Origin of the sequence: Thioalkalivibrio sp. ALE23 (assembly GCF_000378545.1) — a bacterium.
Lineage (GTDB): Bacteria > Pseudomonadota > Gammaproteobacteria > Ectothiorhodospirales > Ectothiorhodospiraceae > Thioalkalivibrio.
Map to the genome: position 1 here is coordinate 575,313 of NZ_KB900031.1, position 26,839 is coordinate 602,151.

Here is a 26,839-nt window from a genome sequence, read left to right on the forward strand (position 1 = left end):
ACCTGGGGGTCGCCTCCCTCCTGCTTCTGCAACTCGCGCCCCACCAGGAGGTTGAACTTCTGGTCGGTGCCGCCCAGCTCGACGTCGGCTTCCAGGGCGACCGAGTCATATCCCTGGATCAGGGGATAGAGGAATTCATGGATCGCGATCGGCTGGTGGTCCTGATATCGCTTGTGAAAGTCATCGCGCTCCAGCATCCGGGCGACGGTCTGGCGCGAGGCCAGCTGGACCATGCCCGCGGCGCCCAGCGGTTCCATCCAGGTGGAATTGAAGACGATTTCGGTGCGCTCGGGATCGAGGATCCGGAACACCTGCTCGCGGTAGGTGGCGGCGTTGCGCTCGATGTCCTCGCCCGACAGCGGGGGGCGCGTGGCATTCTTGCCGGACGGGTCGCCGATACGGCCGGTAAAGTCCCCGATCAGGAAGAGCACGTGGTGCCCGAGGTCCTGGAGCTGACGCAGCTTGTTGATGAGGACCGTGTGGCCCAGATGCAGGTCCGGCGCGGTGGGATCGAACCCGGCCTTGATCCGCAGGGGCCGGCCGAGGCGCAGCTTTTCGCGCAGCTCGTCTTCGCGGAGAATCTCGTCGGCGCCGCGGCGGAAGACGGCGAGCTGTTCTTCGATATCCATCGATGCCTCTCGTGTCACGATTGTTGCCCCGCCCGAGCGCGGGCACGGAAAAGCCGCAAGGATACCCCGGCGGCCGCATCGGCGCGAAGGACCCAGGAGAGACGATATTGGCGTACTACATCGGATTGATGTCGGGCACCAGCCGCGACGGGATCGACGCGGTCCTCACTGCCATCGGGGATGGCCGCGACGCGCGGGTAATCGCACATCACCACCGCGCGTATCCGGCCAGTCTCGCGATGGATCTGGCCGCGGCGGTGGAGCAGTCGGAGCTGAGCGCGGTGACCGCGGGCACCCTGGATGCGCGGGTCGGCGAGCAGTTCGCGCGCGCGGCCACGGAGCTGCTCCGGGCGGAGGGCCTGACCCCGGGCGATGTCCGCGGGATCGGCAGCCATGGCCAGACGCTCCATCACGCCCCCGATGCAGAACCGGCGTTTTCGTGGCAGATCGGCGACCCGTTCCGGATCGCCGAGCGAACCGGCGTGGATACGGTGGCTATGTTCCGTCAGCGGGACATCGCCGCCGGCGGAGAAGGCGCACCGCTGGCCTGCGGGTTCCACGCGGCCCGCTTCGCGCAGCCGGGTCATGACCGGGCGGTGGTGAACATCGGTGGCATCAGCAACGTGACCCGGCTGCCACCTGACGGCGAGGTCAGCGGCCACGACTGCGGCCCCGGCAACACCCTGCTGGATCACTGGGTGCGGCACCACCGGGGCTGCCAATATGACGCGGACGGGGCATGGGCGCGCACCGGGCAGGTGCACCCGGAACTGCTGCAGGCCCTGCTGGCGGACCCCTACTTCCAGCGTCCGCCGCCCAAGAGCACCGGGCCCGAACATTTTTCGCCCGCGTGGCTCGTGGCTCGAGGCGGGCAAACGCTGTCCACCGCGAAGCCGGCGGACGTGCAGGCAACCCTGGCCGAGCTGACGGCACACGCGATCGCCCGGGAACTCGTGCGACCGGGCAACGCACCGGAAGACGTACTGATCTGCGGAGGGGGCGCGCGTAACGGCTTTCTGCTGGAACGGCTCGCGGCCGCCCTGCCGCAGACCCGGATCGAACTCACCGATGCCTGCGGCATTCCGGCGGAACAGGTCGAAGGCGCCGCTTTTGCATGGCTGGCGTTCCGGACCCTGCATCATCAGAGCGGAAACCTGCCGGCGGTCACCGGGGCCCGCGGCCCCCGCATCCTCGGGTGCGTGATCCCCGGGGGATAAATGGCATGAAAAAGGCCCGGTCCGTTGCCGGACCGGGCCTGTAGTGCGCGGATCTGGCCGCCGGGTCAGACCGAGAAGCTGGAACCGCAGCCGCAGGTGGTGGTCGCGTTCGGGTTGCGGATCACGAACTGGGCGCCTTCGAGGCCTTCGGTGTAGTCAATCTCGGCGCCGGCCAGGTACTGGAAGCTCATCGGATCGATCAGCAGGGTCACCCCGCCGTTCTCGACCACGGTGTCGCCATCGCCGACGGTCTCGTCAAAGGTGAAGCCGTACTGGAAACCGGAGCAGCCGCCACCGCTGACGAAGACGCGGAGCTTGAGGTTGTCGTTGTTCTCCTCCTCGATCAGCCCCTTCACCTTGCTTGCGGCGGCATCGGTAAACACCAGCGGGCTGGGGATGTCCATGTCATCCGTCTCGGCCTGCGCGTTGGACGTCATCGTTTCGGACATGCGGTGTCTCCTGTGATCATTTCGTTGCCAAGCTATGAAGTCTGACCGCCGGAGTCAAGAATCGTTACGCGTCGTAAGCGTGTCATCGGTCAGGGCAGTCAATGGTGCCTCGCCTTCCAGCGCGGCGTCCGCATCCCGGCGCCGCAGCTGTCCGTCCACCGAGGCGCCTTCCGCCATCTGCAGCACGCTGTAATAGAGATTCCCCTCCAGCCGCGCCTTCTCGCCCAGCTCCACGTGCTCTCCGGCATGGACATCGCCGCGCACACTGCCGTTCAGTACCAGATGCGGCACCGCGACCTGCCCTTCGATCTGCCCCTTCTCGTCGACCACCAGCACCGCGGAGCCGTCGGTCGAAGCCCGCACGTCTCCGACGATCCGGCCTTCAAGATGCAGCCCGCCGCTGAATTCCAGGTCGCCGTGGATCGCGGTGTTCTCGCCGATCAGGGTGTCGACCCGGCGGGCCCGTTGCCTGCGCTTGCGTCCCATCATTCACTCGCCCTCCGGGCCGCGGCCCATCCTCTTGTTTCTTCGATCCGGTCCGGCCCGTCCTCTTCGGGATCCACTCTAATGGACAGCCGTTGCGGGCCGAAACCCTCCGGCAGCACCAGGCGCACCCGGACCGTGCGCAGGAATCGCAGATCAAAGCTGCGCCCGGACTGCAGGTCCGGCCCCAGGTCATCGGTCCCCTGACTCACGCGCTCCCCGTCGCGTTCGCCTTCCAGCTCCAGGTCCCAGCTCACCGGGACCTCTCCGCGCAGACCGGCGCGGTGCACCTGGAAAATCAGTTCGTATTCACCCTCGATGCCGGTCTCGTGCACCGCGATATTGCGCAGCCCGATGCGGTCGCCTCCGGCATCGTCCGCCAGCCGCTGGTAGAACGCCAGCTCTTCGCGCAGCACCAGCAGTTCGGCTTCGCGGGCTTCGGCATCGCGCCGGCAGGCCGCGAGTTCCGCCTCGACCACCTCACGGTGCCGCTCGCTGCGCAGCCGCTCGCGCACGGCCGCATCACGCTCCTGCGCAAGTTCCTGCAAGGCCGATTGCAGTTCGAGCAGACGCGCGTCCCGCTCACGGGTCACCTCCGTCGACTGCGGCACTCCGGCGTTCAACCACCACCATACGCCCGCTGCACCCACCATCATCAGCACGAGAACGGGCGCCACCGCGCGGCGCAGGGGGTGCCCCCGCAACCGTCGCGGGGCGGGAACCCGCGGACGCCGTCGCCATCGCATGGATCAAGGGAAGGCCGGAACCAGTTCCAGCCCCTCCGTTTCCGGGCGTCCCAGCATCAGATTCATGTTCTGCACGGCCTGCCCTGCCGCACCCTTGACCAGGTTGTCGATGGCCGAAATCACCATGCGGCGGCCACTGTGCGGCGGCGTGGCCAGAGCCAGACGACACTGGTTGGTCCCCCGCACCGACGCAGTCTCCGGATGCGACCCCGACGGCATGACATCCACGAAAGGCTCGCCGGCGTAGCGTTCCCGGAACAGCGCCTCCCAGTCGCCGTCATCCAGCGGACGCAGATAGAGAGTGGCCAGGATCCCGCGCGTCATCGGCACCAGGTGCGGCTGGAAGATCAGCCCCACGTCCGCGCCGGCCACCTCCGCCAGCGTCTGGTGGATCTCCGGCCAGTGCCGGTGTCCGCCGCTGGCGTAGGCGCGGAAATTCTCCTGCACCTCGGCGAACAGCCCGCCGATACGCGCCTGCCGGCCCGCTCCGCTGACCCCGCTCTTGGCATCCGCGATGATGTCGGACACATCCACCCGGTTGTTCTCGAGCAAGGGCAGAAGGGCCAGCGTCACCGCGGTGGGGTAGCAGCCCGGCACGGCGATCAGACGCGCCTCGGAGATGCGTCCGCGGTGCAGTTCGGGCAGGCCGTACACCGCCTCGCCCAGGTATTCCGGCGCCCCGTGCGGCTGGCCGTACCACCGGCTCCACAGCTCGGGATCGCGGATGCGGAAGTCCGCCGACAGGTCGATCACGCGCACGCCGCGCGCGAGCAGATCGCCGGCCATCGCATGGGCCACGCCGTGCGGCGTGGCGAAGAACACCACGTCGCACTCCGCCAGCAGCTCCGGCTCCGGGGCCCGGAAGACCGCATCCAGCACCCCGCGCAGACTGGGGAACAGATCGGCGACCGGGGTGCCGTCCTCGCTGCGCGAGGTCACCGCGTGAAGCTCCACCGCCGAATGTCCGGCGAGGATGCGCAACAGTTCGACGCCGGCGTAGCCGGTGGCCCCGACCACCCCGACCCGGGTGGGCTTGTTGTTGGTTACGGAAGTCATGCTGCGGCATGATACCGGCTCGCGCCCCGCGGCGGAACGCGGTACGCATTTCGAGGTCAGTAACAACGCCTCCTTGACCAGTCACGGGAACCGGAAACATGAGCAAGCTCAAACTGGACCGCAAGGCCGCGATCGGCGGCGTCTTCATCATCCTTGTGCTGATCGCGGTCGGCGCGGCATGGATCACCACCGGCGATGGCGTGCGCGAAGCCCCCGGCTTCGCCGCCACCAACCTGGAAGGCGAGGCGGTGTCACTCGACGACTATGACGGCCGCCCGGTCCTGATCTCCTTCTGGGCCACCGACTGCCCGGAATGCATCCGCGAAATCCCCACCCTCAATGAACTGCACGCCGATTTCCGTGACCGCGGATTCGATATCGTGGCCATCGCCATGGAACATGATCGCGAAAGCCGGGTACGCTCGATGAGCGAGGATCGCGAGATCGCCTACACCGTCATCCACGACGAGGCCGGCGACCTGGCGAGCACCTGGGGGGGGGTTCGCCTGACACCGACCACGTTCCTGGTGTCGCCCCGCGGACGGATCGTTTACCAGAAGCTCGGCGAACCCGATTTCGACCAGATCCGCGACCACCTGGAGCGCTGGCTCTCCTGAGCCGGCGCCCGCGTCGGACACCCGGCCCGTAACGCCGCTGCGGGCGCAACAAGGACGCCACCATGCACGACGCCTACTCCTGGTTCCTCAGCCTTCATCTGATCTTCATGGTCACCTGGTTCGCGGGGCTGTTCTATCTGCCGCGGCTTTTCGTGTACCACGCAATGACCGAGGACGCGCCCGGCAACGAGCGCTTCAAGGTCATGGAACGCAAGCTGTTCTACGGGATCATGACACCGGGGGGGATCATCACGGTGATCTTCGGCGGCATCATGCTGGCTCTGGTGCCGGTGCACCTGGAACAGCCCTGGATGCACTTCAAGCTCACCCTGATCGCCCTGCTGATCGCCTATCACCTGTGGTGCGGCAAGCTGGTGGCGGATTTCGCCGCGGACCGCAACACCCGCGGCCACACCTGGTATCGCTGGTTCAATGAACTGCCGGTCCCGGCACTGGTGGGCATCGTGATCCTGGCCGTCAACCGCTCGATCACCGATGCCCTGATCGGCATCGGCGCCATCCTGCTGCTGTTCGTGATCTCGGCCGCGGTGGCCGCCTGGCGCCGCGCGCGGAACTGACGCAGCCGCGTCGGCGGGTCAGGTCTTGCCGGCGCGCACCAGCCCGCCCAGCCCGGCCTGCACCAGCGCATTGTTGAGCAGGGAGCGGATCTGTTCCGGGTTTTCCAGCAGCCGGCACTGCGCCAGCAGGGCCTCGGCACGATCGGTGGAGAACGAACGGATCACCCACTTCACCCGCGGGATCGCCGAGACGCTCACGCTCAGGCTGTCGATCCCCATCCCCACCAGCAGGATCACCGCCGCCGGATCCGCCGCCATCTCGCCGCACACCGAGACCGGCTTGCCGGCCCGGTGCGCCCCCTCGGCGACCGCTTCCAGCGCACGGATGCAGGCCGGATGCAGGGTGTCGTAGAGGTTGGCGACGCGGGCGTTGTTGCGGTCCACCGCCAGCAGGTACTGCACCAGGTCATTGGTGCCCACCGACAGGAAGTCCACCCGCCGCGCGAGGGTCTCCGCCAGGTACACCGCGGCGGGGACCTCCACCATCACCCCGACCTTCGGCATCGGGATGCGGTAGCCCTCGTCCAGCAGTTCCTCGCGTGCCCGGTTGAGCAGGGCCATCGCCCCCTTGAGCTCGTCCAGCGCCGAGATCATCGGGAACAGGATCTGCAGGTTGTCGTGCTCGCGGCTCGCCCGCAGCATCGCCCGCAGCTGGGTCAGGAAGATCTCCGGGTGGTCCAGCGAGATACGGATGCCGCGCCAGCCGAGGAAGGGGTTGTCTTCCTGCACCGGGAAGTACGGCAGCGCCTTGTCCCCGCCGATGTCCAGGGTCCGCAGGGTCACCGGCATCGGGTCGAAGGAGGCGACGATCTGCTCGTACAGCCGGACCTGCTCCTCCTCGCCGGGGAAACGGTCGCGGATCATGAACGGGACCTCGGTGCGGTACAGCCCGACGCCCTCGGCACCCGATTCCAGTGAAGGCTTGATGTCCGCCAGCAAGCCGGAGTTGGCCAGCACCGGCACCGGGTGGCCGTCACGGGTCGCCGCGGGATCCCTGGCCAGCGCGCGCAGATCCTCGGCCAGCTCGCGCTCCTCGCGCACCAGGCGTTCGAACTCCGCGCGCAGCTCGGCATTCGGGTTCACGAACAGCCGGCCGCGATAGCCGTCCACCAGGATCTCGCGATCCTCCAGCCGCCCCACCGGCAGATCCGACACCCCCATCACCGCGGGCACGTTCAGCGCCCGCGCCAGGATGGCGATGTGCGAGGAGCCGGTGCCCTGCGCGGACACGATCGCGCCCAGACGCTCGATCGGCACCTCGGCCAGATGCGATGCGGTCAGGTCATCCCCCACCAGGATCCCGCCGTCGGGGAACTCGTCCTGGCTGCGATCCGCCGGCAGCAGATGCGACAGCACGCGGCGTCCGAGGTCACGCACATCCGCCGCGCGTTCGCGCAGGTAGGGGTCCTCCATGTCCTCGAACACCCGCACGCTCTCGCGCACGGTGTCGCGCAGCGCCGCCGGGGCCCACTGGCCCGCGGAGATCCGGCCCTCGGTCTTGTGCACCAGGGAATCCGAGCCCAGCAGCATCAGGTAGGCGTCGAACAGCACCTGCTCGTCCGGCCCCAGGGCCTCGCCCATGCGCTGCTTGAGGTCCTGGATCTCGTCGCGGGTATCGCTGACCGCCTGGCGGAAGCGTTCCAGCTCGGCCTCCGGGCCGGCCCCCTCGCGATCGGGGATGGAATCCAGGTCCGCCAGCCGATAGGCCACCACGGCATGCCCGATGGCCACGCCCGGCGACCCCGGGATCCCCGTGGCCTCCACGTTCTGGTGACCGATCAGCGGGGTCTCGCTGGAGATCTCGTCGTTGAATTCGGCATAGGCGATCGCCCCGGCCAGCTGCGCGGCCAGGGTGATGAGGAAGGACACGTGCTCGTCGTCGAACCGGCGGGCCTCGCGCTGCTGCACCACCAGCACCCCCAGCATGCTGCGCTGGTGGATGATCGGCACGCCCAGGAAGGCGAGAAAGCGCTCTTCGCCGGTCTCCGGGAAATAGCGAAACCGCGGATGGTCCTGGGCGCTGTCGAGGTTGACCGGCTCCGCGCGTGACGCGACCAGCCCGACCAGACCCTCCGACGGGTCCATCTCCACCTGCCCCACCGATTCGGCATGCAGGCCTTCCGAGGCCATCAGCACCAGGCGCCCGGAGCTCGGCGACTTCAGGTAGATCGAGCAGACATCGATATCCAGCGCCGCCTTCACCCGGGTCACGATGATGTGCAGGGCCTCGAAGAAATCGGCCGCACCATTGACCTCCTGCACCACGCGGCGCAGGACCTGCAGCATGGAGGGCGGGTTCACGGGGGCGTTCAACGCGGCACCGCGGGCGGGTTGCAGGATGGCGGTGCCGCATCGCCGTCGCGCTGCAGCTCGGGGAACATCAGTGGCACCAGTTCGCACAGCGCCCGGCGGTAGACATTGCGCTTGAAGTGCACCACCTCGCGCGCCGGCCGCCAGTAGTCAATCCAGCACCACGAATCGAACTCCGGCGTATCCATCGCATCCAGCATTACATTGCTCTCCTCGCCCGTCATGCGCAGCAGGAACCAGCGCTGCTTCTGCCCCACGCACACCGGGTTGCGATGCCGCCGGATCATGCGTTCCGGCAGCCTGTAGCGCAGCCACCGTCGGGTGCTGCCCAGCAGTTCCACATGCTCCGGCAGCAGCCCGGTCTCCTCGCGCAGTTCACGGAACAGGGCCTCTTCCGGCGTCTCGTCGGTGCGGATGCCGCCCTGCGGAAACTGCCAGGCGTCCTGACCCGCGCGCTTGCCCCAGAACAACTGCCGCTCCCGGTTGCACAGGATGATGCCTACATTGGGACGAAATCCATCGCAATCAATCACTTGCCGCAACCAGACGCTTCTCGTTTACCCGCATTGTTCCACACCCCCTGCAATGCGGCAAAGACCCGCGGAAGGCATGCGGGTGCACATTGTTTTAGACTCGCGGCATGAGGCTGCTCCTGCTGATCATCGCCATCGTTGCCATCTTTCTCGCCGTACGCACCCTCGTGCGCTCCAGCGGCGAGCGCCGCCGCGTGCGCCGCGACGAACCTCCGGAAAGCCTGCGCGAAAGTGGCGCCATGGTCCGCTGTGCCCACTGCGGGGTACACGTGCCCGAGGACCAGGCGGTTTGCGACGGCGACCTCTGCTACTGCTCGCGGCAACATGCCGACGCCGGACCTTCCGGCCGCAGCTGACCACCGTCACGGGGAACCCCTGATCGATGGTCATCGACAGCGACACCCAGCGCTCCAGTCGTCTGTACGCCCTGTACCGGGTGTTCGTCGCGCTGGTTCTGCTCCTGATGGGCCTGTTCCCGGGCCTGCCGGTGGGCGTGGCCCCCGCGGTCCCCGAAGTCTATCCGGCACTGGCCGGTGGCTACCTGGTGTTCTCGGTGTTCATGGCGACGTTTGCCGAACACTGCAACCGCGAACCCGAGCGCGTCGTACAGTTCCGCCGCATGATCCTGCTGGGCGGCACCGGGGATGCCGCGGGCCTGCTCGCCCTGATGGTGGTTGCCGGGGGCGTCCACACCGGCATCGGCCTGCTGCTGATCCCCGCGGTGATGGCCACCGCCCTGCTGTCGGCGGGTCGCCTGGGGCTCCCGCTGGCCGCTGGCGTGACCGCCGGCCTGCTGGGTGCGGAAGGCCTCGCCATCCTGATCACGCTGGGCGACCTCGACAGCCTGACCCAGGCCGGGCTGCTGGGGGCCGCGCTGCTGGCCGGGACCCTGCTGGCCCACCATTTCAGCCGGCGGGCCGACGAAAGCCGCGCCCAGGTCGAACAGCAGGAGGTCGATCTCGCCAGCCTGGCGGAACTCAACGCCCAGATCATCGCGCGCATGAGCGCCGGGGTGGTGGCGATCGATCCCCGAGGCTACATCCGCTCCATCAACGAGGCGGCGCGCCAGCTCCTCCCGCCCCGCCCGGGGCGCCACCTGTCGTCCATCTCGCCGCGCCTGGCCCGGGCCGTGCGCGAATGGCAGGAAGAAACCGGGCCGGCCAGCCGCACCCGCCACCTGCCCGGCGACCAGGAACAGCCGGCCCTGCAGGTCCGCCTGGCCCCGCTGGGCAACCAGGGCGATCAGGGTACTCTGCTGATCCTGGAAGACGCCGCCGAACTGCGCCGCCAGGCCCAGGCAAGCAAGCTGCAGGCCCTCGGCCGCCTGACCGCCAGTATCGCGCACGAGATCCGCAACCCGCTGGGCGCGATCTCCCACAGCGCCCAGCTGCTGCGCGAATCGCCCGACCTTTCGGCACCCGACCAGCGCCTGCTGGCGATCATCGACAAGCAGAGCGACCGCGTGAACAGTCTGATCGCCAACGTCCTCAGCCTCTCGCGTCGCGAATCGGGCGAACGCCAGCGTCTCAACCTGCGCGACGAGCTCGAACGCTTCGCCGAGGAATTCTGCAGTGCGCTGCAGATACCGCGGGAATCACTGCACGTGAACGTGGAACCGGCGGACTCCGTGGTGCTGTTCGACCCGTCGCAGCTCAACCAGGTGCTGTGGAACCTGTGCGGCAATGCCCGGGTGCACGGCGGGCACGACCGGCCCGACAGCCCGCCCATCATCCTGCGTGGCGGTTCCGGCCAGGTGGCCCGCGTGGTCAGCCTCGACGTGCTGGACGCCGGCCCCGGCATCGATCCGGAAACCGAGAAGGAGCTGTTCGAGCCCTTCGTCTCCGGCCATTCCGGCGGCTCCGGCCTGGGCCTGTACATCTCGCGCATGCTGTGCGAAAACAACGGGGCCTCGCTGGAATACGCGCATGCACCCTCCGGGGGCTGCTTCCGCATCCTGTTTGCCCCCGACGAACAACACCAGGGATCGGCGTCATGAGCATCAAGCACGTGCTGGTTGTCGACGATGAACCCGACATCTGCGAACTGCTGGAGATCACCCTCGCGCGCATGGGCCTGGAGGCCGAAACGGCCGGCGCGCTGGACCCGGCACGGCAGCTGCTGGCGCAGCGGGACTTCGACCTCTGCCTGACCGACATGCGCCTGCCGGACGGGGACGGGCTGGACCTGGTGCGTCACATCCAGACCACCCGCCCGGAGCTGCCGGTGGCGGTCATCACCGCGCACGGCAGTGTCGATACGGCGGTGCAGGCCCTCAAGCTGGGCGCGTTCGACTTCGTCAGCAAGCCGGTCGACCTCAAGCAGCTGCGCGAACTGATCGACAGCGCCCTGCGCATGGAATCCGCGCCGGCGACGGAGGCGGCGTGCGGCTCGACGCCGACCCGCTGCAGCACGACCGAAGACCCCGACAGCCCGCTGCTGGGCGACTCCGAACCCATGCAGAAACTGCGCGCCACCATACGCAAGCTGGCGCGCTCCCAGGCGCCGGTGTTCATCGCCGGAGAATCCGGTTCCGGCAAGGAACTGGTGGCGCGCGAGATCCATCGGCTGGGGCCGCGCGCCGACCGCCCCTTCGTGCCGGTGAACTGCGGCGCGATCCCGGCGGAACTGATGGAGAGCGAGTTCTTCGGCCATCGCAAGGGCGCCTTCACCGGGGCCACCCAGGACCACCCCGGGCTGTTCCAGGCGGCCGAGGGCGGCACCCTGTTCCTGGACGAGGTCGCCGACCTGCCGCTGGCGATGCAGGTCAAGCTGCTGCGCGCGATCCAGGAGCGCGCGATCAAGCCGGTCGGGGGCTCGCGGGAGATTCCGGTGGACGTGCGCATCCTGTCGGCGACCCATCACGACCTCGAGCGCGCCGTGCGCGAAGGCCGTTTCCGCCAGGACCTCTATTACCGTCTCAACGTGATCGAACTGCGGGTCCCGCCGCTGCGCGAACGCGACGGCGACATTCCCGGCCTGGCCACCGTGATGCTGCAGCGAATCGCCGAACAATGGGGCCTGGAGGCCCGCGAACTCGCGCCGGACGCGCAGGAGCTGCTGGAGCGCCACCCCTTCCCGGGCAACGTGCGGGAGCTGGAGAACATCCTGGAGCGCGCCGCCACCCTCGCGGAGGGCGCGGCAATCCACGCCGAGAACATCGATCTTCCGGCCACCGCCCCGACCCCGGAGCACAACGACGGGGACCGCCGCGCCGGCCCCGGCGCAGACAACCCGGGCACCCCGCCCCCCGGGGTGAAGGAGCGCCGCACCCCGCCGTCGATCCGCTACGAGGATGTGGGTCTGGATGATCACCTCGCCGACCAGGAGCGCCAGGCGATCGAGACCGCCCTGCACCAGACCGGCGGCAACCGCACCGCGGCCGCGCGGCTGCTGGGGCTCAGCTTCCGCCAGCTGCGCTACCGTCTGAAGAAACTCGGAATCGAATAGTCAGGCTCGGGCGGGCGGGTCCTCCAGGTCGTTCAGCCACTGCTCCAGCTCGAACAGCGGCAGGCCGATCACGTTGCTGCAGGAACCGTCGATGCGTTCGACAAAGGCCGCGCCTCGCGCCTGCAGGGCATAACCCCCCGCCTTGTCGCGCGGCTCGCCACTGGCCCAGTAGGCCGCGATGTCGCGGGTGTCCAGCGGGCGCATCCATACCCGCGTCTCGCCGCGCCCGGTGCGTACCGGGCCGTCATCGCGCAGCAGTGCCATGCCGGTGATCACCCGGTGTTCGCGGCCGGACAGCCGCTGCAGCATGGCGGCGGCCGAAGCCTCGTCCGCGGGCTTGCCCAGCGCCTCTCCGTCGATCGTCACGACCGTATCGGCCGCCAGCACCCACTGCCCGCGGCGGGCGTGGCCGCGCGCGGCTTCCGCCTTGGCCGCCGCGAGGCGCTCGACCAGGACCGCTGGATCCTCCCCGGGCCAGGCGGTCTCGTCCACATCCATGGCCGCCACCTCGTACACCACCCCGATCTGCGTCAGCAGTTCGCGCCGTCGGGGAGACGCCGAGGCCAGCAGCAGGGGCAGGGCGTCGGGGCGGTTTCCGGGAGCGGCGAAGGACATGGCGGACGCCGCGCGACTCAGGCGCGGTGATAGGGATGATTGTTGAGCAACGACCAGGCGCGGTAGAGCTGCTCCGCCACCAGCACCCGCACCAGCATGTGCGGGAAGGTCAGCGGCGACAGCGACCAGGCCCACTCGGCCCGCTCGCGCACGGCCGTATCCAGACCGTCGGCGCCGCCGATCAGCAGCGCGACGTCGCGCCCGTCGTCCTGCCAGCCTGCCAGACGCTGCGCCAGTCCGCGGGTGTCCACCTCACGGCCGCATTCATCCAGGGTGATGATCCGGGCACCCTCGGGCACCGCCTTGAGCAGGGCCTCGCCCTCGCGCCGCAGCCGGGTCGTGGCATCCATGGATTTCGAGCCCGCCGGGGTCGCCAGTGCGTGCAGCCGGAAACCCCATTCGCGGGGCAGCCGGTCCCGGTATTCGGCAAGGCCGGAGGCGACCCAGTCGGGCATGCGGCGGCCGATGGCGATCAGATGCAGACGCATCGCCGGCGCTCCGCTTCAGCCGCGCAGCCGGCGGACCCGCTGCAGGCCGGGGTCGCCCTCCATGCCGCCATCGGCCCCGTCCCCCTCCGCGGCCTCTTCCTCGGCCAGCCACAGCTTTTCCAGGTTGTAGAAATCGCGGGTCTCGGGGAGCATCACGTGGACGATCACGTCGTTGAGATCGACCAGGACCCATTCCTGGCCCTCCTGGCCCTCCACGCCCAGCGGCTGGATGCCACGGTGCTTGGCCTCGGTCGCCACGTTCTCGGCGGTGGACTGCACGTGGCGCCCGGAGGTCCCCGAGGCGATCACGATGAAATCGGCCAGGGTGGTCTTGCCGCGCACGTCGATGCTGCGGATGTTGCGGGCCTTCATGTCCTCGAGCGCCTCGATGGTCAGCTCCAGCAACTGTTCGCTGTTCATGGTCTCGGATGTCATATCGATGCGTTTCCTGCGGCGGACCGGTAAAGCCCGCGCTCCTGTATGTAGCGTTCGACCGCCCCGGGCAGCAGGAAGCGGGGGCTGGTCCCCTCGCGCAGCTGGGCCCGGATGGCGGTAGCGGAGATATCCAGCTGGGTCACCGGCTGGAAGTACACCCGGCCGGCCGGACTCGCCCGCAACACGGCGGGATCGTCAGTGACCGCGCCTCCCGGGCCGTCGCCCAGGTCCTGCGAGGCGGGGCTTCCGGGGCGATGCGACACCGCCACGTGCGCCAGCTCGAACAGGGTCTCCCAGCGGTGCCAGGACGACAGGCCGGCGAAGGCATCCATGCCCATGATCAGCACCAGCGGCACATCGTCACCCAGCTCCCGGCGGAAGGTCAGCAGGGTGTCCACGGTGTAGGACGGCCCGGTGCGGTCCAGCTCGCGCCGGTCGGCGACGAACCCCTCCACACCGGCCACCGCGCGCTCCACCATGGCCAGGCGGTCCTCGCCCGAAGTCCCGGGGCTGGCGCGATGAGGCGGCACGTGGCAGGGCACGAAGTGCACCCGTTCCAGCCCCAGGTGCTGTTGCACCTCCAGCGCCGGGCGCAGATGACCGAAATGGATCGGGTCGAAGGTCCCGCCGAGGATCCCGATCAAGCCGCCACCTTCCCGCCGCGCTCAGTCACGCACATGGCCGTCGCCAAACACGATGTATTTCAGGGTGGTCAGGCCGTGCAGCCCCACCGGCCCGCGCGCGTGCAGCTTGTCGGTGGAGATCCCGATCTCCGCGCCCAGCCCGTACTCGAAGCCGTCGGCGAAGCGGGTGGAGGCATTGACCATCACCGAACTGGAATCCACCGCGCGCAGGAAGCGCCGCGCATGCCCCCAGTTTTCGGTCACGATGCTGTCGGTGTGGTGCGATCCCCAGGTGTTGATGTGCTGGATCGCCGCGTCCAGATCATCGACCACGCGGATCGCCAGGATCGGCCCCAGGTATTCGGCCGCCCAGTCCTCCTCGCCAGCCTCGGCGACCTCCGGCCCGCCGTCGGCCAGCACCGCGCGGGTGCGGGCGCAGCCGCGCAGGCTGACCCCCAGCCCGTCCAGTTCGGCCGCCACCGCCGGCAGGAAACCCTCGGCACGGTCGGCGTGCACCAGCAGGGTCTCCATGGTGTTGCAGGTCCCGTAGCGCTGGGTCTTGGCGTTCACCGCCACCGCCTGCGCCTTGTCCGGGTCCGCCGCGGCGTCCACGTACACGTGGCACACCCCGTCGAGGTGCTTGATCACCGGGATGCGCGACTCCTGGCTGATACGTTCGATCAGGCCCTTGCCGCCGCGTGGCACGATCACATCCACGTACTCGGGCATGCGCAGCAGCGCGCCCACCGCGGCACGGTCGGTGGTGTCGACGATCTGCACCGCCTCGCGCGGCAGCCCCGCGGTCGCCAGTCCGGACTGGATAATGCCGGCCAGCGCGCGATTGGAATGCGCCGCCTCGGAGCCCCCGCGCAGGATGGCCGCATTGCCCGACTTCAGGCACAGCGCCGCCGCGTCGATGGTCACATTGGGACGTGATTCATAGATGATGCCGATCACCCCCAGCGGCACCCGCATCTGACCCACCTGGATCCCGCTCGGCTGATAGGCCATGTCGGTGATCGTACCCACCGGGTCCGGCAGACCCGCGACCTGCCGGCAGCCCTCGATCATGGTGTCGATGCGCGCATCGGTCAGCGCCAGACGGTCCAGCATCGCCGCGTCCAGCCCGCGGGCTCGCCCCGCCTCCAGGTCGCGCTCGTTGGCCTCGGCCAGCTCCGCGCGACGCTCGGCGATCCCCTCGGCGATGGCCTGCAGCGCCGCGTTCTTGGCACCCGGTTCGGCCTCGGCCATGTGGCGCGAGGCGGCGCGGGCGGCGCGGCCCAGGGCCTGCATGCGCTCGAACAGGTCGGCGTCGATGGCGTTGTCTTCGTCGGTCACGGCATTCATGGTTCAGACGGTCTCGAGTTCGGGCACGGAAAGGGTGAGCGGTTGCCCGGCGATCCGGGCCACCAAGTCTAGCAACAGCCGCCGCGGGCTGCCGGATTCCTGCCCCTTGATCACCCGGTCCACGCGGGCGGCCAGGCACAGGATGTCACGCGCCCGCGCCACGTCCAGGCGTCCCGCCGCCAGGCGCAGGGCCTTTTGCTGGTCGCCGAAGCTGCCCTGGAAGGCGTCGCGGTCGTTCGCCCCGGCGGCCCGGCGTTCCAGGGCCTGCACCAGCAGCCGGGCATCGCGCGCCAGCGCCCACAGGATCAGCGGCTCGGGCTGACCTTCGTCCAGCAGACCCTCCAGCATGCGCAGGGCGCGGCCGGTCTCGCCGCGCAGGGCGGCCGCCGACAGGCCGAACAGGTCGAAGCGCGCGGCATCCGCGGTGGACTCGGACAGGGTCTCCAGATCGATCTCCCGCACGCCCGCCAGCGACAGCTTTTCGATCTCCTGGCGCGCGGCCAGCAGATTCCCCTCCACCCGGGCGGCCAGCAGCTGCAGGGCCTCGTCGGTAATCCGCAGCCCGTGGCGGGCCAGGCGTTCGCGGATCCAGCCGCCCAGGCGATCCGGCGGTACCGGCCGCGCATGCACCACCACCGCAGCCGACTCCATGGCCTTGAACCAGGCGGCCCGGCGCATGTCGCGATCCGGGCGCGGCAGCTGCAACAGCAGCACGGTGTCGGATTGCGGCGCCGCCGCACAGGCCTTCAGCTTCTCCCCGCCCTCGCGCCCGGGCTTGCCGGTCGCCAGACGCAGGTCCACCAGCGTGCGGCTGGCGAACAGCGAGCGGTCACGCAGCGCCGCATCCAGGGCCGACCAGTCGGACTGGGCGGAGAGATCCAGCACCGTGCGCTCGTCGAAACCCTGCTCGCGGGCGGCGGCCCGGATCGCATCGGCGGCCTCGATGGTCTGCAGCGGTTCCTCGCCCAGCAGCATGTACAGCGGGGCCACGCCCTTGCGCAGGGACTGATCGATGCGTCCCGGTTCGACGGCCATGTCAGTCCTCGCCCCCCCCGGTCAGGGCTCGCACCCGACGCTGCAGCAGGGCCACCAGATCGCGGTTCATGGTGGCCCGCAGGTCCTCCTCGCGCTCCGAGCGGCTGAGCACGGCGGTCTCGTCATAGACGTAAGTGCGGGACGCACGCAGCGGTTCGAGATCCATCGCTTCACCATCGGCCGGGCGCAGGCGCACGCGCAGGCTGCGGGTCAGTTCGTACTCGCTGACCCGCGCCTGATCGGACACCGACAGCGCGCGCCGCGAATCATCCACCGAGCGGATCTCCAGGGTCGCGCCCCGCTCTTCCGGGCGCTCGTCCACGATCTCGATCCCGGAGGCACGCAGGCCCCGGGCCAGTTCCTGGTACAGGGAGTCTCGCGGCTGCAGGCCGCGGATCTCCACCGGGTCCAGTTCCGCCGGCCAGCCCCCGGTGCCGCGCAGCTGGAACCCGCAGGCGGCCAGCGAGGCCGTCAGCACGAGCACCGCCAGCAGACGAGGCAGGAACCGGGTCATTGCGGCTTGACCACGAAATTCACCAGGCGTCCGGGGACCACGATCACCTTCACGATGCCCTGCCCCTCGAGATGGCGCTGGACGTTTTCGTCCTCCCGCGCGATACGCTCCACGCTCTCGCGGTCCGCGCCGGCCGGTACCGCAATCTCCGCGCGGCGCTTGCCGTTGACCTGCACCGCCAGGGTCTCGCGGGCGGCCTGACGGGCGGCCTCGTCGACCTGCGGCCAGCGGGTATCGGCCACCAGCCCGTCATGGCCCAGCGCCTCCCACAGCACCTGGGTCACGTGCGGAATGATCGGAGCCAGCATGCGTACGATACCTTCGAGCACCTCCTGGCGGACCGCGATGGCGCCCTCGGCATCCTCCGGCAGCCGCCCGAGCTCGTTCAGCAGCTCCATGTTCGCCGCGACTGCGGTATTGAAGGTCTGGCGCCGACCGATGTCGTCGGTGACCTTGGCGATGGTGTCGTGCAACTTGCGCCGCAGCTCGGCCGCCGGTTCGGACAGGTTTTCGGGATCCAGCGGCGACGCCGCCGGGCCTCCGACATGTTCGCGCACCGTGCGCCACAGGCGGCGGATAAAACGCTGCGCGCCCTCCACGCCGGAGTCGGACCATTCCAGCGACAGGTCCGGCGGGGCGGCGAACATGGTGAACAGCCGCGCGGTGTCGGCCCCGAAGCGCTCGATCAGCGCCTGCGGGTCCACGCCGTTGTTCTTCGACTTGGACATCTTCTCCATGCCGCCGATCGCCACCGGCTGCCCGTCTTCGCGATGGCGTGCGGCCTTCACCGAACCATCCTCCGCGCGTTCCAGTTCCACGTCGGCGGGGTTGATCCAGTCCTTCCCGCCATCGCCGCGGTCGCGGTAGAAGGTGGGCGCCACCACCATGCCCTGGGTCAGCAGCCGGGTGAACGGCTCGTCGGAGCCCACCAGCCCCTCGTCGCGCAGCAATTTATGGAAGAAGCGCGCATACAGCAGGTGCAGTACCGCGTGCTCGATGCCGCCGACATACTGATCCACCGGCAGCCAGTGATCGGCGCGCTCGTCGAGCATCGCCGTGTCGTTGTCGGCGCAGGCGTAGCGGGCGAAGTACCAGCTGGACTCGAAGAAGGTGTCGAAGGTATCGGTCTCGCGCCGTGCCGGCTTGCCGCATTGCGGGCAGGTCGCCTCGTAGAATTCCGGCATGCGCGCCAGCGGCGAGCCGGCCCCGTCCGGGATCACGTCCTCCGGCAGGCGCACGGGCAGATCCTCTTCCGGCACCGGCACCGCCCCGCAGTCGTCGCAGTGGATCACCGGGATCGGGCAGCCCCAGTAGCGCTGGCGCGAGATACCCCAGTCGCGCAGACGGTAGTTGCGCCGGCGCCGGCCCAGTCCGGCCTGCTCCAGATGATCGGCGATCGCGGCCTTCGCGGCCTCCGAGTCCTGCCCGGTGAAATCTCCCGAGTTCACCAGCACGCCGGGTTCGGTGAACGCGGCGACCTGCACGTCGCACTCGCCCCCGTCGGCCGGGGCGATCACCTGGCGGATCGGCAGGCCATATTGCGTCGCGAACTCGTGGTCGCGCTCGTCGTGTGCCGGCACCGCCATCACCGCGCCGGTGCCGTATTCCATCAGCACGAAGTTGGCGACCCACACCGGGATGTCTTCGCCGGTCAGCGGGTGGCGGGCGGTGAAGCCCAGCGCGCGGCCCTTCTTCTCCATTGTGGCCAGGTCCGCCTCGGCCACCCCGCCCTGGCCGCACTCGTCCACGAACGCAGCCAGTTCCGGATCGTTCTGCGCCAGCGCCTGCACCGTGGGGTGCTCCGGCGCGAGCGCCATGTAGCTGACGCCGAACAGGGTGTCCGGGCGCGTGGTGAACACGTTCAGCGGCTCGCCGCCTTCCACCGCGAACTCCAGCTCCACACCCTCGGAACGCCCGATCCAGTTGCGCTGCATGGTGCGCACCTGATCCGGCCAGCCGTCCAGGTCGTCCAGGGCCTCCAGCAGCTCGTCGGCGTAGTCGGTGATGCGCAGGAACCACTGCGGCAGCTCGCGGCGCTCGACCGGCGCGCCGGAGCGCCAGCCGCGCCCCTCGATCACCTGCTCGTTGGCGAGCACGGTCTGGTCGACCGGATCCCAGTTCACGGTGGCCCGGGCACGGTAGACCAGACCCTTCTTGAGCAGGCGCACGAACAGCCACTGCTCCCAGCGGTAGTATTCGGCATCGCAGGTCGCGAATTCGCGCGACCAGTCATAGGCGAAGCCCAGGCGCTGGAGCTGGGTGCGCATCTGCTCGATGTTCTGGCGCGTCCATGTCGCCGGCGGCACATTGTTCTGCATCGCCGCGTTCTCCGCCGGCAGGCCGAAGGCGTCCCAGCCCATCGGCTGCAGCACGCTCCTGCCCTGCATGCGCTGGAAGCGCGCGATCACGTCGCCGATGGTGTAGTTGCGCACGTGGCCCATGTGCAGCTTGCCCGACGGGTACGGGAACATCGACAGGCAATAGAAGGGTTCTCCCGCGGCATCTTCCCGCGCCCGGAAACAGCCGGTCTCGTCCCAGCGACGCTGGACCTCGGTCTCCACCTGCTCCGGGGAATAATGCTCCTGCATGGGCCTCACCTGTGCTGTTTGCCGCCGCGAACGAAGAACCGCGCAGAATACCAGTCACCCCGCCCCCCTTCCAGACAAGTCCCGGATCTGCCGAATGGTTCCGTCAAACGCAACCGCAAGGCGGCGCATGGCCATCTAGACTTCAGGATACATACCCTTGGCGCATCGACCGATGCGATGCGAAGGAGGTGCAGCATGATCTCCCTGATCCAGCGCCGTTATCCGGACGACCTTTCCGAAATCCGGCCCCGCCACGGGTACGAGGAGGCCACGCCCGGCGTACGCCGGATCGAGGCCGGCCGCCCGCTGCGCTGGCTGGGTGCCGGCTGGCACGACCTGCGGCATGCCCCGGCCGGGCTTCTGCACGGCCTGATGGTGACCGCGATCGGAGCCGTCATCATGGGTGTGCTCTGGTCCTGGCCATGGGCCGGGGTTGCCGCCCTCACGGGCTTCCTTCTGGTCGGACCCGTCCTCGCCACCGGCCTCAACGGCCTGGCCCGGAGCATCGAACGCGGCGAGACCGTCGGCCTGCGCTCGGGCTTCGGCGCGCTGGAGGCGACCGGCGGTGCCATCTGGGCCTTCGCCGCCCTGCTGGCCTCGATCTTCCTGGCCTGGACCGCCTTCGTCTGGCTGTGGATGGGGGTCCTCAACGTCGGCCACGCCGGACTCCTGGGCCCGCTGCACGAGGCCCTTCCGGTCCTGCTGGGCAGCACCAGCGGACTGATCTCGCTGGCCGGTCTGGTCGTCGCCGGTGCGGCTCTCGCGGTCGTGGTTCTGGCGCTCTCGGTGGTCACGATCCCGACGCTGCTGGACCGCCGGACCGGACTCATGACGGCGATGGGCACCAGCCTGAAGGCCCTGCGCACCAGCCCGGCCGCCACACTGATCTGGGCCGCGCTGATCACCGTTCTGTTCGCAGTCTCGGTGGCCACCGCTCTGCTGGCCCTGATCGTCGTGTTCCCCTGGCTGGGCTACGCCATGTGGCACGCCTACCGCGACCTAGTCGAACCCCCGGAGGAGGCGGCTCCGACGACCTGACGCAGGCCCCGTTACCGGCGCTCGCGGAGGCGTCGGCGGGTAACGGGGTATCACTCCACGGGGCGCACGCCCGGGCGGGGGCTGCGCCCCGTTCTGCATACGGGCGACAGGAAGACCCGGCCGCGCGCCCGTTTCGGGGCATGCTCGTGCTAACGTACCTCCGAGCACCGATCAATCCGGAGTGATGCCGATGAGCGACAAGAACAGGAATCCCGAGGGCGGGCAGGAAGAGGACCAGCATGAACGCGAATCGCGCCTGAGCGATGCCTACCACCGCATGCTGCACGAGGTCACCGAAGACCTCGAGAAACTGGAGGAACGCACCGGCAAGGCCATCAGCCAGGCGCTCGAGGGCGCACGCGACCGGGTACATAATGCCACCGACCTGACGCGCGAAGAGGCCCACGAGGTGATGGAGTACCTGCAGCGCGACCTGCAGGACCTGGGTGCCTACATCGATGCGCGCAGCGAGGACTGGCGCAGCTGGCTGCGCATCGACATCGGCCTGATCGAGGCCAGCATCAAGAACGCCCTCGAGCGCATCGCCGATCGCACCCGGGTGGAGATCACCGAGCTGACGGCCCGCGCGCAGGTGATGGGCGAGTGGCACACCGGCGAGATCACCGGCCCGGGCGAACTGGTCTGCAAGCACTGCGGCCACCCGCTGCACATGGAAAGGGTCGGCCGCATTCCGCCCTGCGCGCAGTGTCACCACACGGCGTTTCGCCGCGGACCGCCGCCGGAGGCCGACGCCGGCTGAGATCCGCGGTGCCGGGGCAGCCCGGGTCGAGTGAACCCGAGTCGAGCAGACCCGGGGCGGCGGTCAGTCCCGGTCTTCGGCGCCGGCCCGCCGCCGACCGACCGCCGCGCCCAGCACCACCAGCACCAGTGCGGCCAGCACCGCGGGTCCCTCGCCCATCGCCGCCGCCGGGGTGATGCCGCTGCGTGGCCGGATCTCGCCGTGCACGGTAGCCGGTTCGAACAGGGGCGAAGCGTCGATCAGCCGGCCGTCGAAGTCGATCAGCGCGGACACCCCGGTGTTGGTCGCGCGCAGCATCGGACGTCCGGTCTCCACCGCCCGCACCCGCGCGATCTGCAGATGCTGGGCCGGGGCCAGGCTGTCGCCGAACCACGCATCGTTGGACACGTTGACCAGGAAGCCCGCCTCGGGCAGGGCAGCGCGGATGTGCCGGGCATAGGCCGACTCGTAGCAGATGCTCGCCCCGGCGGTGCGCCCCGCCAGCGTGATCCGACCGTCATCCTCCCCCCGGGCCAGATCGGACATCGGGATCATCAGCAGCCGGTCGAGCCAGGCCAGCTGCTCACGCAGCGGGATGTACTCGCCGAACGGCACCAGCTGCCGCTTGTGGTAGGCCGCCCCGCCCGGGTAGGTCAGGATCGCGTTATGGATATCCCCGTCGCGGTGGCCGTCGAACAGCCCGGTCACCAGCTGCGCGTCCTCGCCCGGCAGCTCCGCGGCCACCTGTTCCAGCGCCCCGGCCACCTCGCCAGTCAGCGCGGGGATCGCGGTTTCCGGCCACACCACCAGATCCGCCGGCTCGGCCTGCGCGGTCAGCTCGCGGTACACCTCCAGCGAGTGCCGGATGCCGTCCGGGGCCCATTTGCGCTCCTGCTCGATGTTGCCCTGCACCAGCGTCGCGCTGACCGGCTCGCCGTCGGGCTCGGTCCACTGCAACGGCAGCAGGGCCGCGGAGACCACCACCACGCCCGCCACCAGACCCACGCCGATGCCGCGCGAACGCCGCCCGGCCGCCAGCACCAGTCCGGCGGCGATCAGTGCCACCATCAGGCTGGCCGCCAGCTCGCCACCCAGCGGCAGCCAGGACGCCAGCGGCGTCTCCAGCGTGGCATGGCCGAACAGCAGCCAGGGGAATCCGGAGAACAGCCAGGAACGTGCCAGTTCCAGCAGCACCAGCCCGCCGGCCAGGGCCAGCAGGCCCTCCATTCGGTGCAGCGGCAGAAAGCGCGCGGCCAGCGCACTCAACAATGCCGGGTACAGCGCCATCACCAGCACGAAGGCCACCGTGATCACGCTGGCGACCACCAGCGGGGCCTGGCCGAACACCAGCAGACTGTTGAAGATCCAGGACGTGCCGGCGCCGAAGAATCCCAGGCCGAACAGCCAGCCGAACCACGCGGCACGCCGTGGCCGCCCCTGCACCCGCACCAGCAGCCCGAACCACACCGCCAGCGCCAGCGGCGCGGCGGTGAACAGCCCCACCGGCGCGAACGCCAGCACCGCGAACGCCCCCGCGAGCAGGGCCAGCAGGCCACCGACCCAGCGGCCGCTCAGGTCGGGCAGTGGCAGGCCGCGCATCACGGGACCTCCGTGCCGGATTCGCCGGGGCCGGACGACGCCGCCGGCCCTGCGGCGGGCTCGGCCAGACGCATCTCCACCAGGTGCAGCCGGCGATTGTCCGCACGCAGCACGCGAAACTGCATGCCATCCAGCTGCAGGGTCTCGCCGCGGTGCGGCACATGGGCAAAATGCGACAGCAGCAGCCCGCCCACGGTGTCGAAGGCATCCTCGTCGTAGGCCGTCTGGAAATAGGCGTTGAATTCGTCCAGCGGGGTCAGCGCCTTGATGGTGTAGCGCCCGCCGGGGTGCTGCATGATCTGGGTCAGATAGTCCTCGACATCGTGCTCGTCCTCGATCTCGCCGACGATCTGCTCCAGCACGTCCTCGATGGTCACCAGACCGGCCACCCCGCCGTACTCATCGACCACGATGGCCATGTGATTGCGGCTCAGGCGGAATTCCTTCAGCAGTACGTTCAGGCGCTTGCTCTCGGGCACGAACACCGCCGGGCGCAGGATCTCCTGCATGTCGAACCCGGCGTCATCGGGATCCCCGAAGAAGCGCAGCAGGTCCTTGGCCAGCAGGATCCCGACCACCTCGTCGCGATGGTCGCCAACCACCGGCAGGCGCGAATGGGCCGACGCCACCACGTCGGGCAGGAATTCCGACAGCGGGGCATCGCGCCGCACTACTTCCATCTGCGCACGCGGGATCATGATGTCGCGCACCTGCATGTCGGCGACATTGAGCACGCCCTCCAGCATGGTCAGCGCCTCGGGATCCAGCAGCTCGCGTTCCTGCGCCCCGCGCAGGGTCTCGACCAGCTCCCGCCGGCTGCGCGGTTCGCGCCGCAGACGGCGCAGCAGCGGCTCCAGCAGGCGCCGCCACAGCGACAACCCGCCAGTGGCGGCCCCGGGCTCAGGCGCCATGAACACTCCGTGCGCCGGCCGCGCACCGGGTCTCCGGCACGCGATACGGGTCCGCAAGTCCGAGGCCGGCCAGGATCGCGGTTTCCAGGGCCTCCATCTCGGCCGCCTCGTCAGCGTCCTGATGATCGAACCCCTGCAGATGCAGCATCCCGTGCACCACCATGTGGGTGTAATGGTCGGCCACCGGCTTGCCCTGCTCGCGCGCTTCGCGCTGCAGCACCGGATCGCACAGCACGATATCGCCGAGACCGCCCGGGCCGGCCTCCGGCGGGAGCGGCATGTCCTCCGGCACCGGGAACGACAGCACATTGGTGGCCCGGTCGCGACCACGAAAGGCCCGGTTCAACTCGCGCCCCTCGTCGGCATCCACGATCCGCAGGGTCACGCCGGTCGCGGCCTCGCCGCGCCAGGCCGCGCGGGCGGCGGCATGCAGACGCCGCGCCGCGGGCACGCCGGCCCGCGGGACGGCATACTGCACCGCGACCTCAAGCGTCATCGCCACGCTCCTCTTCGTGCGCATCGTAGGCCTGCACGATGCGCTGCACCAGCGGATGGCGGACCACGTCCTCGCCGCGGAAGTGGTGGATGCCGACGCCCTCCACGCCCTCGAGGATGCGGATCGCATGCCGCAGGCCGGAATGCTGCCCGCGCGGCAGGTCCACCTGGGTCACGTCGCCGTTGACCACCGCGGTCGAGCCGAAGCCGATGCGGGTGAGGAACATCTTCATCTGTTCGACGGTGGTGTTCTGCGCCTCGTCGAGGATGATGAAGGCCTCGTTCAGGGTGCGCCCGCGCATGTAGGCCAGCGGCGCGACCTCGATTACCTGGCGCTCCATCAGGCGCGCGGTCTGGTCGAATCCCATCAGCTCGTACAGGGCGTCATACATCGGCCGCAGGTAGGGGTCGATCTTCTGCGCCAGGTCCCCGGGCAGGAATCCCAGGCGCTCGCCGGCCTCCACCGCCGGGCGCACCAGTACCAGGCGCTGGACGCGGTCCTGCTCCAGCGCGGCCACCGCCGCGGCCACCGCGAGGAACGTCTTGCCGGTGCCTGCCGGGCCGATGCCGAAGGTCAGGTCGTTGCGACCGATCCCGGCGATATACCGCGACTGGCGCGGACCGCGCCCGCGGATCGCGGCACGTTTCAGCCGCAGCACCGGATCGGGCGTGTCGGATGAGCTGTCGGCCAGGGCCTCGACATTGGCTTCCTGCAGGGCGGTGTGGACCTGCTCCAGGGAGACCGGCTCCTCCTGCGCCATGCGATGCAGATCGTGGATCAGCGCACCGGCCGCATCCACCGCGGCGCTGGGCCCGGTGAGGTTGAAGCGCGGCCCCCGGTTGTGGACGGCGACGCCCAGGCGGTTCTCGATCAGACGCAGGTGGGCATCCAGCGGACCGGACAGGCGTGCCAGGGTCTCCTGGTCGCCCGGTTCCAGGGTGAAATCCAGTCGGTTTGCCATGCCGGGTTCAGGCGGTCGCGGCGGCGGCAACGGGTTCGACCACCCGGCGCCCGCGCAGGGAGTGGGCAAGGGCCTCGGTGATCTCCACCGGCACCATCTGCCCGATCAGGGACGGGTCGGCGGGGAAATTCACGATGCGGTTGTTGGCGGTGCGCCCGGCCAGCTCGTCCGGATTGCGCTTCGCCGGCCCCTCCACCAGTACCGGCTCGATACCCCCCACCATGGACTGGTTGCGCTCGCGGCCATGCCGCTCGATGACGGCCTGCAGCTCCGCCAGCCGTGCCTTCTTCACCGCCATGGGGACGTCGTCGGGCAGCGAGGCCGCCGGCGTACCCGGACGCGCGCTGTAGATAAAGCTGAAGGAAAAATCGAAGTGCAGTTCCTCGATCAGGTCCATGGTCGCCCGGTGATCGGCGTCGGTCTCGCCGGGGAAACCGACGATGAAGTCCGACGACAGGTCCAGCTCCGGGCGCGCCTCGCGCAGGCGACGGATCTTCGCCTTGTACTCGAGGATGGTGTGCCCGCGCTTCATCTGCGCCAGGATCCGGTCGGAACCGCTCTGCACCGGCAGATGCAGGTGGCTGACCAGCTTGGGTTCGTCGGCGAAGGCCTGGATCAGGGAGTCGGAGAACTCCACCGGATGCGAGGTGGTAAAGCGGATGCGCTCGATCCCGTCCACCGCCGCCACGTAGTGGATCAGCAGCGCGAGGTCGGCGGTGTCTCCGTCCTCCATCGGACCGCGATAGGCATTGACGTTCTGCCCCAGCAGGTTGATCTCCTTCACCCCCTGCTCGGCCAGCGCCACCACCTCGGCGATCACGTCGTCGAAGGGGCGCGAGATCTCGTCACCGCGGGTATAGGGCACCACGCAGAACGAACAGTACTTGGAACAGCCCTCCATCACCGAGACGAAGGCCGTGGGGCCCTCGGCCTGCGGTTCGGGCAGGCGGTCGAACTTCTCGATCTCGGGGAACGAGATGTCCACCACCGGGGCGCGCGCCCGCTGCGCCTCGCGGATCATCTCCGGCAGGCGATGCAGGGTCTGCGGCCCGAACACCAGATCCACGTACGGCGCGCGCTGACGCAAGGCCTCGCCCTCCTGACTCGCCACACAGCCGCCGACCCCGATCACCATCCCCGGCCGGCGCTCCTTGATCGCGCGCCAGCGGCCCAGCAGCGAGAAGACCTTCTCCTGGGCCTTCTCGCGGATCGAACAGGTGTTCAGCAGCAGGACATCGGCCTGTTCGGGATCCTCGGTACGCTCCGCGCCGCCGTCCGCCTTCAGGGCGTCCAGCATGCGGTCGGAGTCGTACTCGTTCATCTGACAGCCGTGGGTCTGGATGTAGATCTTGCGGGTCATTGCGTGTTGGCCACCTCAGCTGATG

28 protein-coding genes (1 of these 28 running past the window's edge) are annotated in these 26,839 nt (G+C 69.3%); 8 read left to right on the forward strand and 20 right to left on the reverse strand.

Annotation, left to right across the window (positions count from 1 at the left end):
• On the reverse strand, positions 1–629 hold the 5' portion of the coding sequence (tyrS, locus tag F573_RS0102795) for a tyrosine--tRNA ligase (protein ID WP_019021388.1). Its footprint begins 571 nt before the window's first position; only the first 629 of its 1,200 coding nucleotides appear in the window; it begins with the start codon at positions 627–629; the stop codon falls past the left edge of the window.
• 104 nt (positions 630–733) lie between these two features.
• Between tyrS and F573_RS0102800 the strand changes: the two genes are divergently transcribed.
• Positions 734–1,846, forward strand: a complete 1,113-nt coding sequence (locus F573_RS0102800; protein ID WP_081619202.1) for an anhydro-N-acetylmuramic acid kinase — start codon at positions 734–736, stop codon at positions 1,844–1,846.
• A gap of 65 nt (positions 1,847–1,911) precedes the next feature.
• Here the strand turns inward: F573_RS0102800 and erpA are convergent, their stop codons facing one another.
• The 4 genes from erpA to argC all read right to left on the reverse strand — a co-directional run bounded on the left by erpA (position 1,912) and on the right by argC (position 4,580).
• Positions 1,912–2,295: an iron-sulfur cluster insertion protein ErpA gene (erpA, locus tag F573_RS0102805; protein ID WP_018870629.1), complete on the reverse strand. Its 384-nt coding sequence runs from the start codon at positions 2,293–2,295 to the stop codon at positions 1,912–1,914.
• A 54-nt stretch (positions 2,296–2,349) separates the two neighbouring features.
• Positions 2,350–2,784 (reverse strand): polymer-forming cytoskeletal protein, encoded by a 435-nt coding sequence (locus tag F573_RS0102810; protein ID WP_019021390.1) that lies wholly within the window; start codon positions 2,782–2,784, stop codon positions 2,350–2,352.
• Positions 2,781–3,455: a DUF6776 family protein gene (locus F573_RS0102815; RefSeq protein ID WP_231384382.1), complete on the reverse strand. Its 675-nt coding sequence runs from the start codon at positions 3,453–3,455 to the stop codon at positions 2,781–2,783. Before F573_RS0102815 ends, F573_RS0102810 begins: the two co-directional genes overlap by 4 nt.
• A gap of 72 nt (positions 3,456–3,527) precedes the next feature.
• Positions 3,528–4,580: an N-acetyl-gamma-glutamyl-phosphate reductase gene (argC, locus tag F573_RS0102820; protein WP_019021392.1), complete on the reverse strand. Its 1,053-nt coding sequence runs from the start codon at positions 4,578–4,580 to the stop codon at positions 3,528–3,530.
• 98 nt (positions 4,581–4,678) lie between these two features.
• On the opposite strand from argC, the gene F573_RS0102825 reads away from it, so the two are divergent.
• Together F573_RS0102825 and F573_RS0102830 are read left to right on the forward strand one after the other, a co-directional pair.
• Positions 4,679–5,197 (forward strand): peroxiredoxin, encoded by a 519-nt coding sequence (locus tag F573_RS0102825; protein WP_019021393.1) that lies wholly within the window; start codon positions 4,679–4,681, stop codon positions 5,195–5,197.
• A gap of 62 nt (positions 5,198–5,259) precedes the next feature.
• Entirely contained in the window at positions 5,260–5,775 is a 516-nt protein-coding gene (locus tag F573_RS0102830) for a CopD family protein (RefSeq protein ID WP_018870634.1), read from the forward strand.
• 18 nt (positions 5,776–5,793) lie between these two features.
• Here F573_RS0102830 and ptsP read toward each other — a convergent pair whose 3' ends face one another.
• Positions 5,794–8,061 (reverse strand): phosphoenolpyruvate--protein phosphotransferase, encoded by a 2,268-nt coding sequence (gene ptsP / locus F573_RS0102835; RefSeq protein WP_018870635.1) that lies wholly within the window; start codon positions 8,059–8,061, stop codon positions 5,794–5,796.
• A 23-nt stretch (positions 8,062–8,084) separates the two neighbouring features.
• The gene (locus F573_RS0102840; RefSeq protein ID WP_196799382.1) at positions 8,085–8,618 is read right to left on the reverse strand and encodes an RNA pyrophosphohydrolase; all 534 of its coding nucleotides are present in this window, start codon (positions 8,616–8,618) and stop codon (positions 8,085–8,087) included.
• Positions 8,619–8,725: 107 nt separating this feature from the next.
• Between F573_RS0102840 and F573_RS0102845 the strand changes: the two genes are divergently transcribed.
• Genes F573_RS0102845 through F573_RS0102855 form a run of 3 tightly spaced genes read left to right on the forward strand, consistent with a single transcriptional unit; the run spans position 8,726 to position 12,065 of the window.
• Positions 8,726–8,974, forward strand: a complete 249-nt coding sequence (locus tag F573_RS0102845) for a PP0621 family protein (RefSeq protein WP_018870637.1) — start codon at positions 8,726–8,728, stop codon at positions 8,972–8,974.
• A 26-nt stretch (positions 8,975–9,000) separates the two neighbouring features.
• Positions 9,001–10,614 (forward strand): PAS domain-containing sensor histidine kinase, encoded by a 1,614-nt coding sequence (locus F573_RS0102850; protein WP_019021394.1) that lies wholly within the window; start codon positions 9,001–9,003, stop codon positions 10,612–10,614.
• Complete coding sequence (locus F573_RS0102855; RefSeq protein WP_019021395.1) at positions 10,611–12,065, forward strand: sigma-54 dependent transcriptional regulator; 1,455 nt, start codon at positions 10,611–10,613, stop codon at positions 12,063–12,065. The genes F573_RS0102850 and F573_RS0102855 overlap by 4 nt, the downstream gene beginning before the upstream one ends.
• Here the strand turns inward: F573_RS0102855 and F573_RS0102860 are convergent, their stop codons facing one another.
• From F573_RS0102860 to leuS, 8 genes are read right to left on the reverse strand one after another with little or no spacing between them, the layout of a single operon-like run.
• On the reverse strand, positions 12,066–12,680 hold the full coding sequence (locus tag F573_RS0102860; RefSeq protein WP_019021396.1) for a nucleoside triphosphate pyrophosphatase: 615 nt from the start codon (positions 12,678–12,680) through the stop codon (positions 12,066–12,068).
• Between the two features lie 17 nt (positions 12,681–12,697).
• Positions 12,698–13,168, reverse strand: a complete 471-nt coding sequence (gene rlmH / locus F573_RS0102865; protein WP_019021397.1) for a 23S rRNA (pseudouridine(1915)-N(3))-methyltransferase RlmH — start codon at positions 13,166–13,168, stop codon at positions 12,698–12,700.
• Between the two features lie 15 nt (positions 13,169–13,183).
• Entirely contained in the window at positions 13,184–13,588 is a 405-nt protein-coding gene (gene rsfS, locus F573_RS0102870; protein WP_026300773.1) for a ribosome silencing factor, read from the reverse strand.
• Between the two features lie 11 nt (positions 13,589–13,599).
• Positions 13,600–14,247, reverse strand: a complete 648-nt coding sequence (nadD, locus tag F573_RS0102875) for a nicotinate-nucleotide adenylyltransferase (RefSeq protein ID WP_018870643.1) — start codon at positions 14,245–14,247, stop codon at positions 13,600–13,602.
• 21 nt (positions 14,248–14,268) lie between these two features.
• On the reverse strand, positions 14,269–15,573 hold the full coding sequence (locus F573_RS0102880; RefSeq protein WP_019021399.1) for a glutamate-5-semialdehyde dehydrogenase: 1,305 nt from the start codon (positions 15,571–15,573) through the stop codon (positions 14,269–14,271).
• A 3-nt stretch (positions 15,574–15,576) separates the two neighbouring features.
• Entirely contained in the window at positions 15,577–16,608 is a 1,032-nt protein-coding gene (holA, locus tag F573_RS0102885; RefSeq protein WP_019021400.1) for a DNA polymerase III subunit delta, read from the reverse strand.
• Position 16,609: 1 nt separating this feature from the next.
• Positions 16,610–17,122: an LPS assembly lipoprotein LptE gene (lptE, locus tag F573_RS0102890; RefSeq protein ID WP_019021401.1), complete on the reverse strand. Its 513-nt coding sequence runs from the start codon at positions 17,120–17,122 to the stop codon at positions 16,610–16,612.
• Complete coding sequence (leuS, locus tag F573_RS0102895; RefSeq protein ID WP_019021402.1) at positions 17,119–19,710, reverse strand: leucine--tRNA ligase; 2,592 nt, start codon at positions 19,708–19,710, stop codon at positions 17,119–17,121. Before leuS ends, lptE begins: the two co-directional genes overlap by 4 nt.
• A gap of 195 nt (positions 19,711–19,905) precedes the next feature.
• Here leuS and F573_RS0102900 point away from each other — a divergent pair, with 195 nt between their 5' ends.
• Both F573_RS0102900 and F573_RS0102905 read left to right on the forward strand, forming a co-directional pair.
• Entirely contained in the window at positions 19,906–20,748 is an 843-nt protein-coding gene (locus tag F573_RS0102900) for a DUF2189 domain-containing protein (protein WP_019021403.1), read from the forward strand.
• A 190-nt stretch (positions 20,749–20,938) separates the two neighbouring features.
• Entirely contained in the window at positions 20,939–21,508 is a 570-nt protein-coding gene (locus F573_RS0102905; protein ID WP_018870649.1) for a zinc ribbon-containing protein, read from the forward strand.
• Between the two features lie 63 nt (positions 21,509–21,571).
• Here F573_RS0102905 and lnt read toward each other — a convergent pair whose 3' ends face one another.
• From lnt to miaB, 5 genes are read right to left on the reverse strand one after another with little or no spacing between them, the layout of a single operon-like run.
• Positions 21,572–23,086, reverse strand: coding sequence for an apolipoprotein N-acyltransferase (gene lnt, locus F573_RS0102910; protein ID WP_019021404.1), 1,515 nt, complete (start codon positions 23,084–23,086; stop codon positions 21,572–21,574).
• The gene (locus F573_RS0102915) at positions 23,086–23,997 is read right to left on the reverse strand and encodes an HlyC/CorC family transporter (protein ID WP_019021405.1); all 912 of its coding nucleotides are present in this window, start codon (positions 23,995–23,997) and stop codon (positions 23,086–23,088) included. The genes lnt and F573_RS0102915 overlap by 1 nt, the downstream gene beginning before the upstream one ends.
• Positions 23,987–24,493 (reverse strand): rRNA maturation RNase YbeY, encoded by a 507-nt coding sequence (gene ybeY, locus F573_RS0102920; protein ID WP_018870652.1) that lies wholly within the window; start codon positions 24,491–24,493, stop codon positions 23,987–23,989. The genes F573_RS0102915 and ybeY overlap by 11 nt, the downstream gene beginning before the upstream one ends.
• Positions 24,483–25,454, reverse strand: a complete 972-nt coding sequence (locus tag F573_RS0102925) for a PhoH family protein (protein ID WP_019021406.1) — start codon at positions 25,452–25,454, stop codon at positions 24,483–24,485. Before F573_RS0102925 ends, ybeY begins: the two co-directional genes overlap by 11 nt.
• 7 nt (positions 25,455–25,461) lie before the next feature.
• Positions 25,462–26,814 carry a tRNA (N6-isopentenyl adenosine(37)-C2)-methylthiotransferase MiaB gene (gene miaB / locus F573_RS0102930; RefSeq protein ID WP_019021407.1) on the reverse strand — a complete coding sequence of 451 codons (1,353 nt, stop codon included), beginning with the start codon at positions 26,812–26,814 and terminating at the stop codon, positions 25,462–25,464.
• Positions 26,815–26,839: the final 25 nt, after the last annotated feature.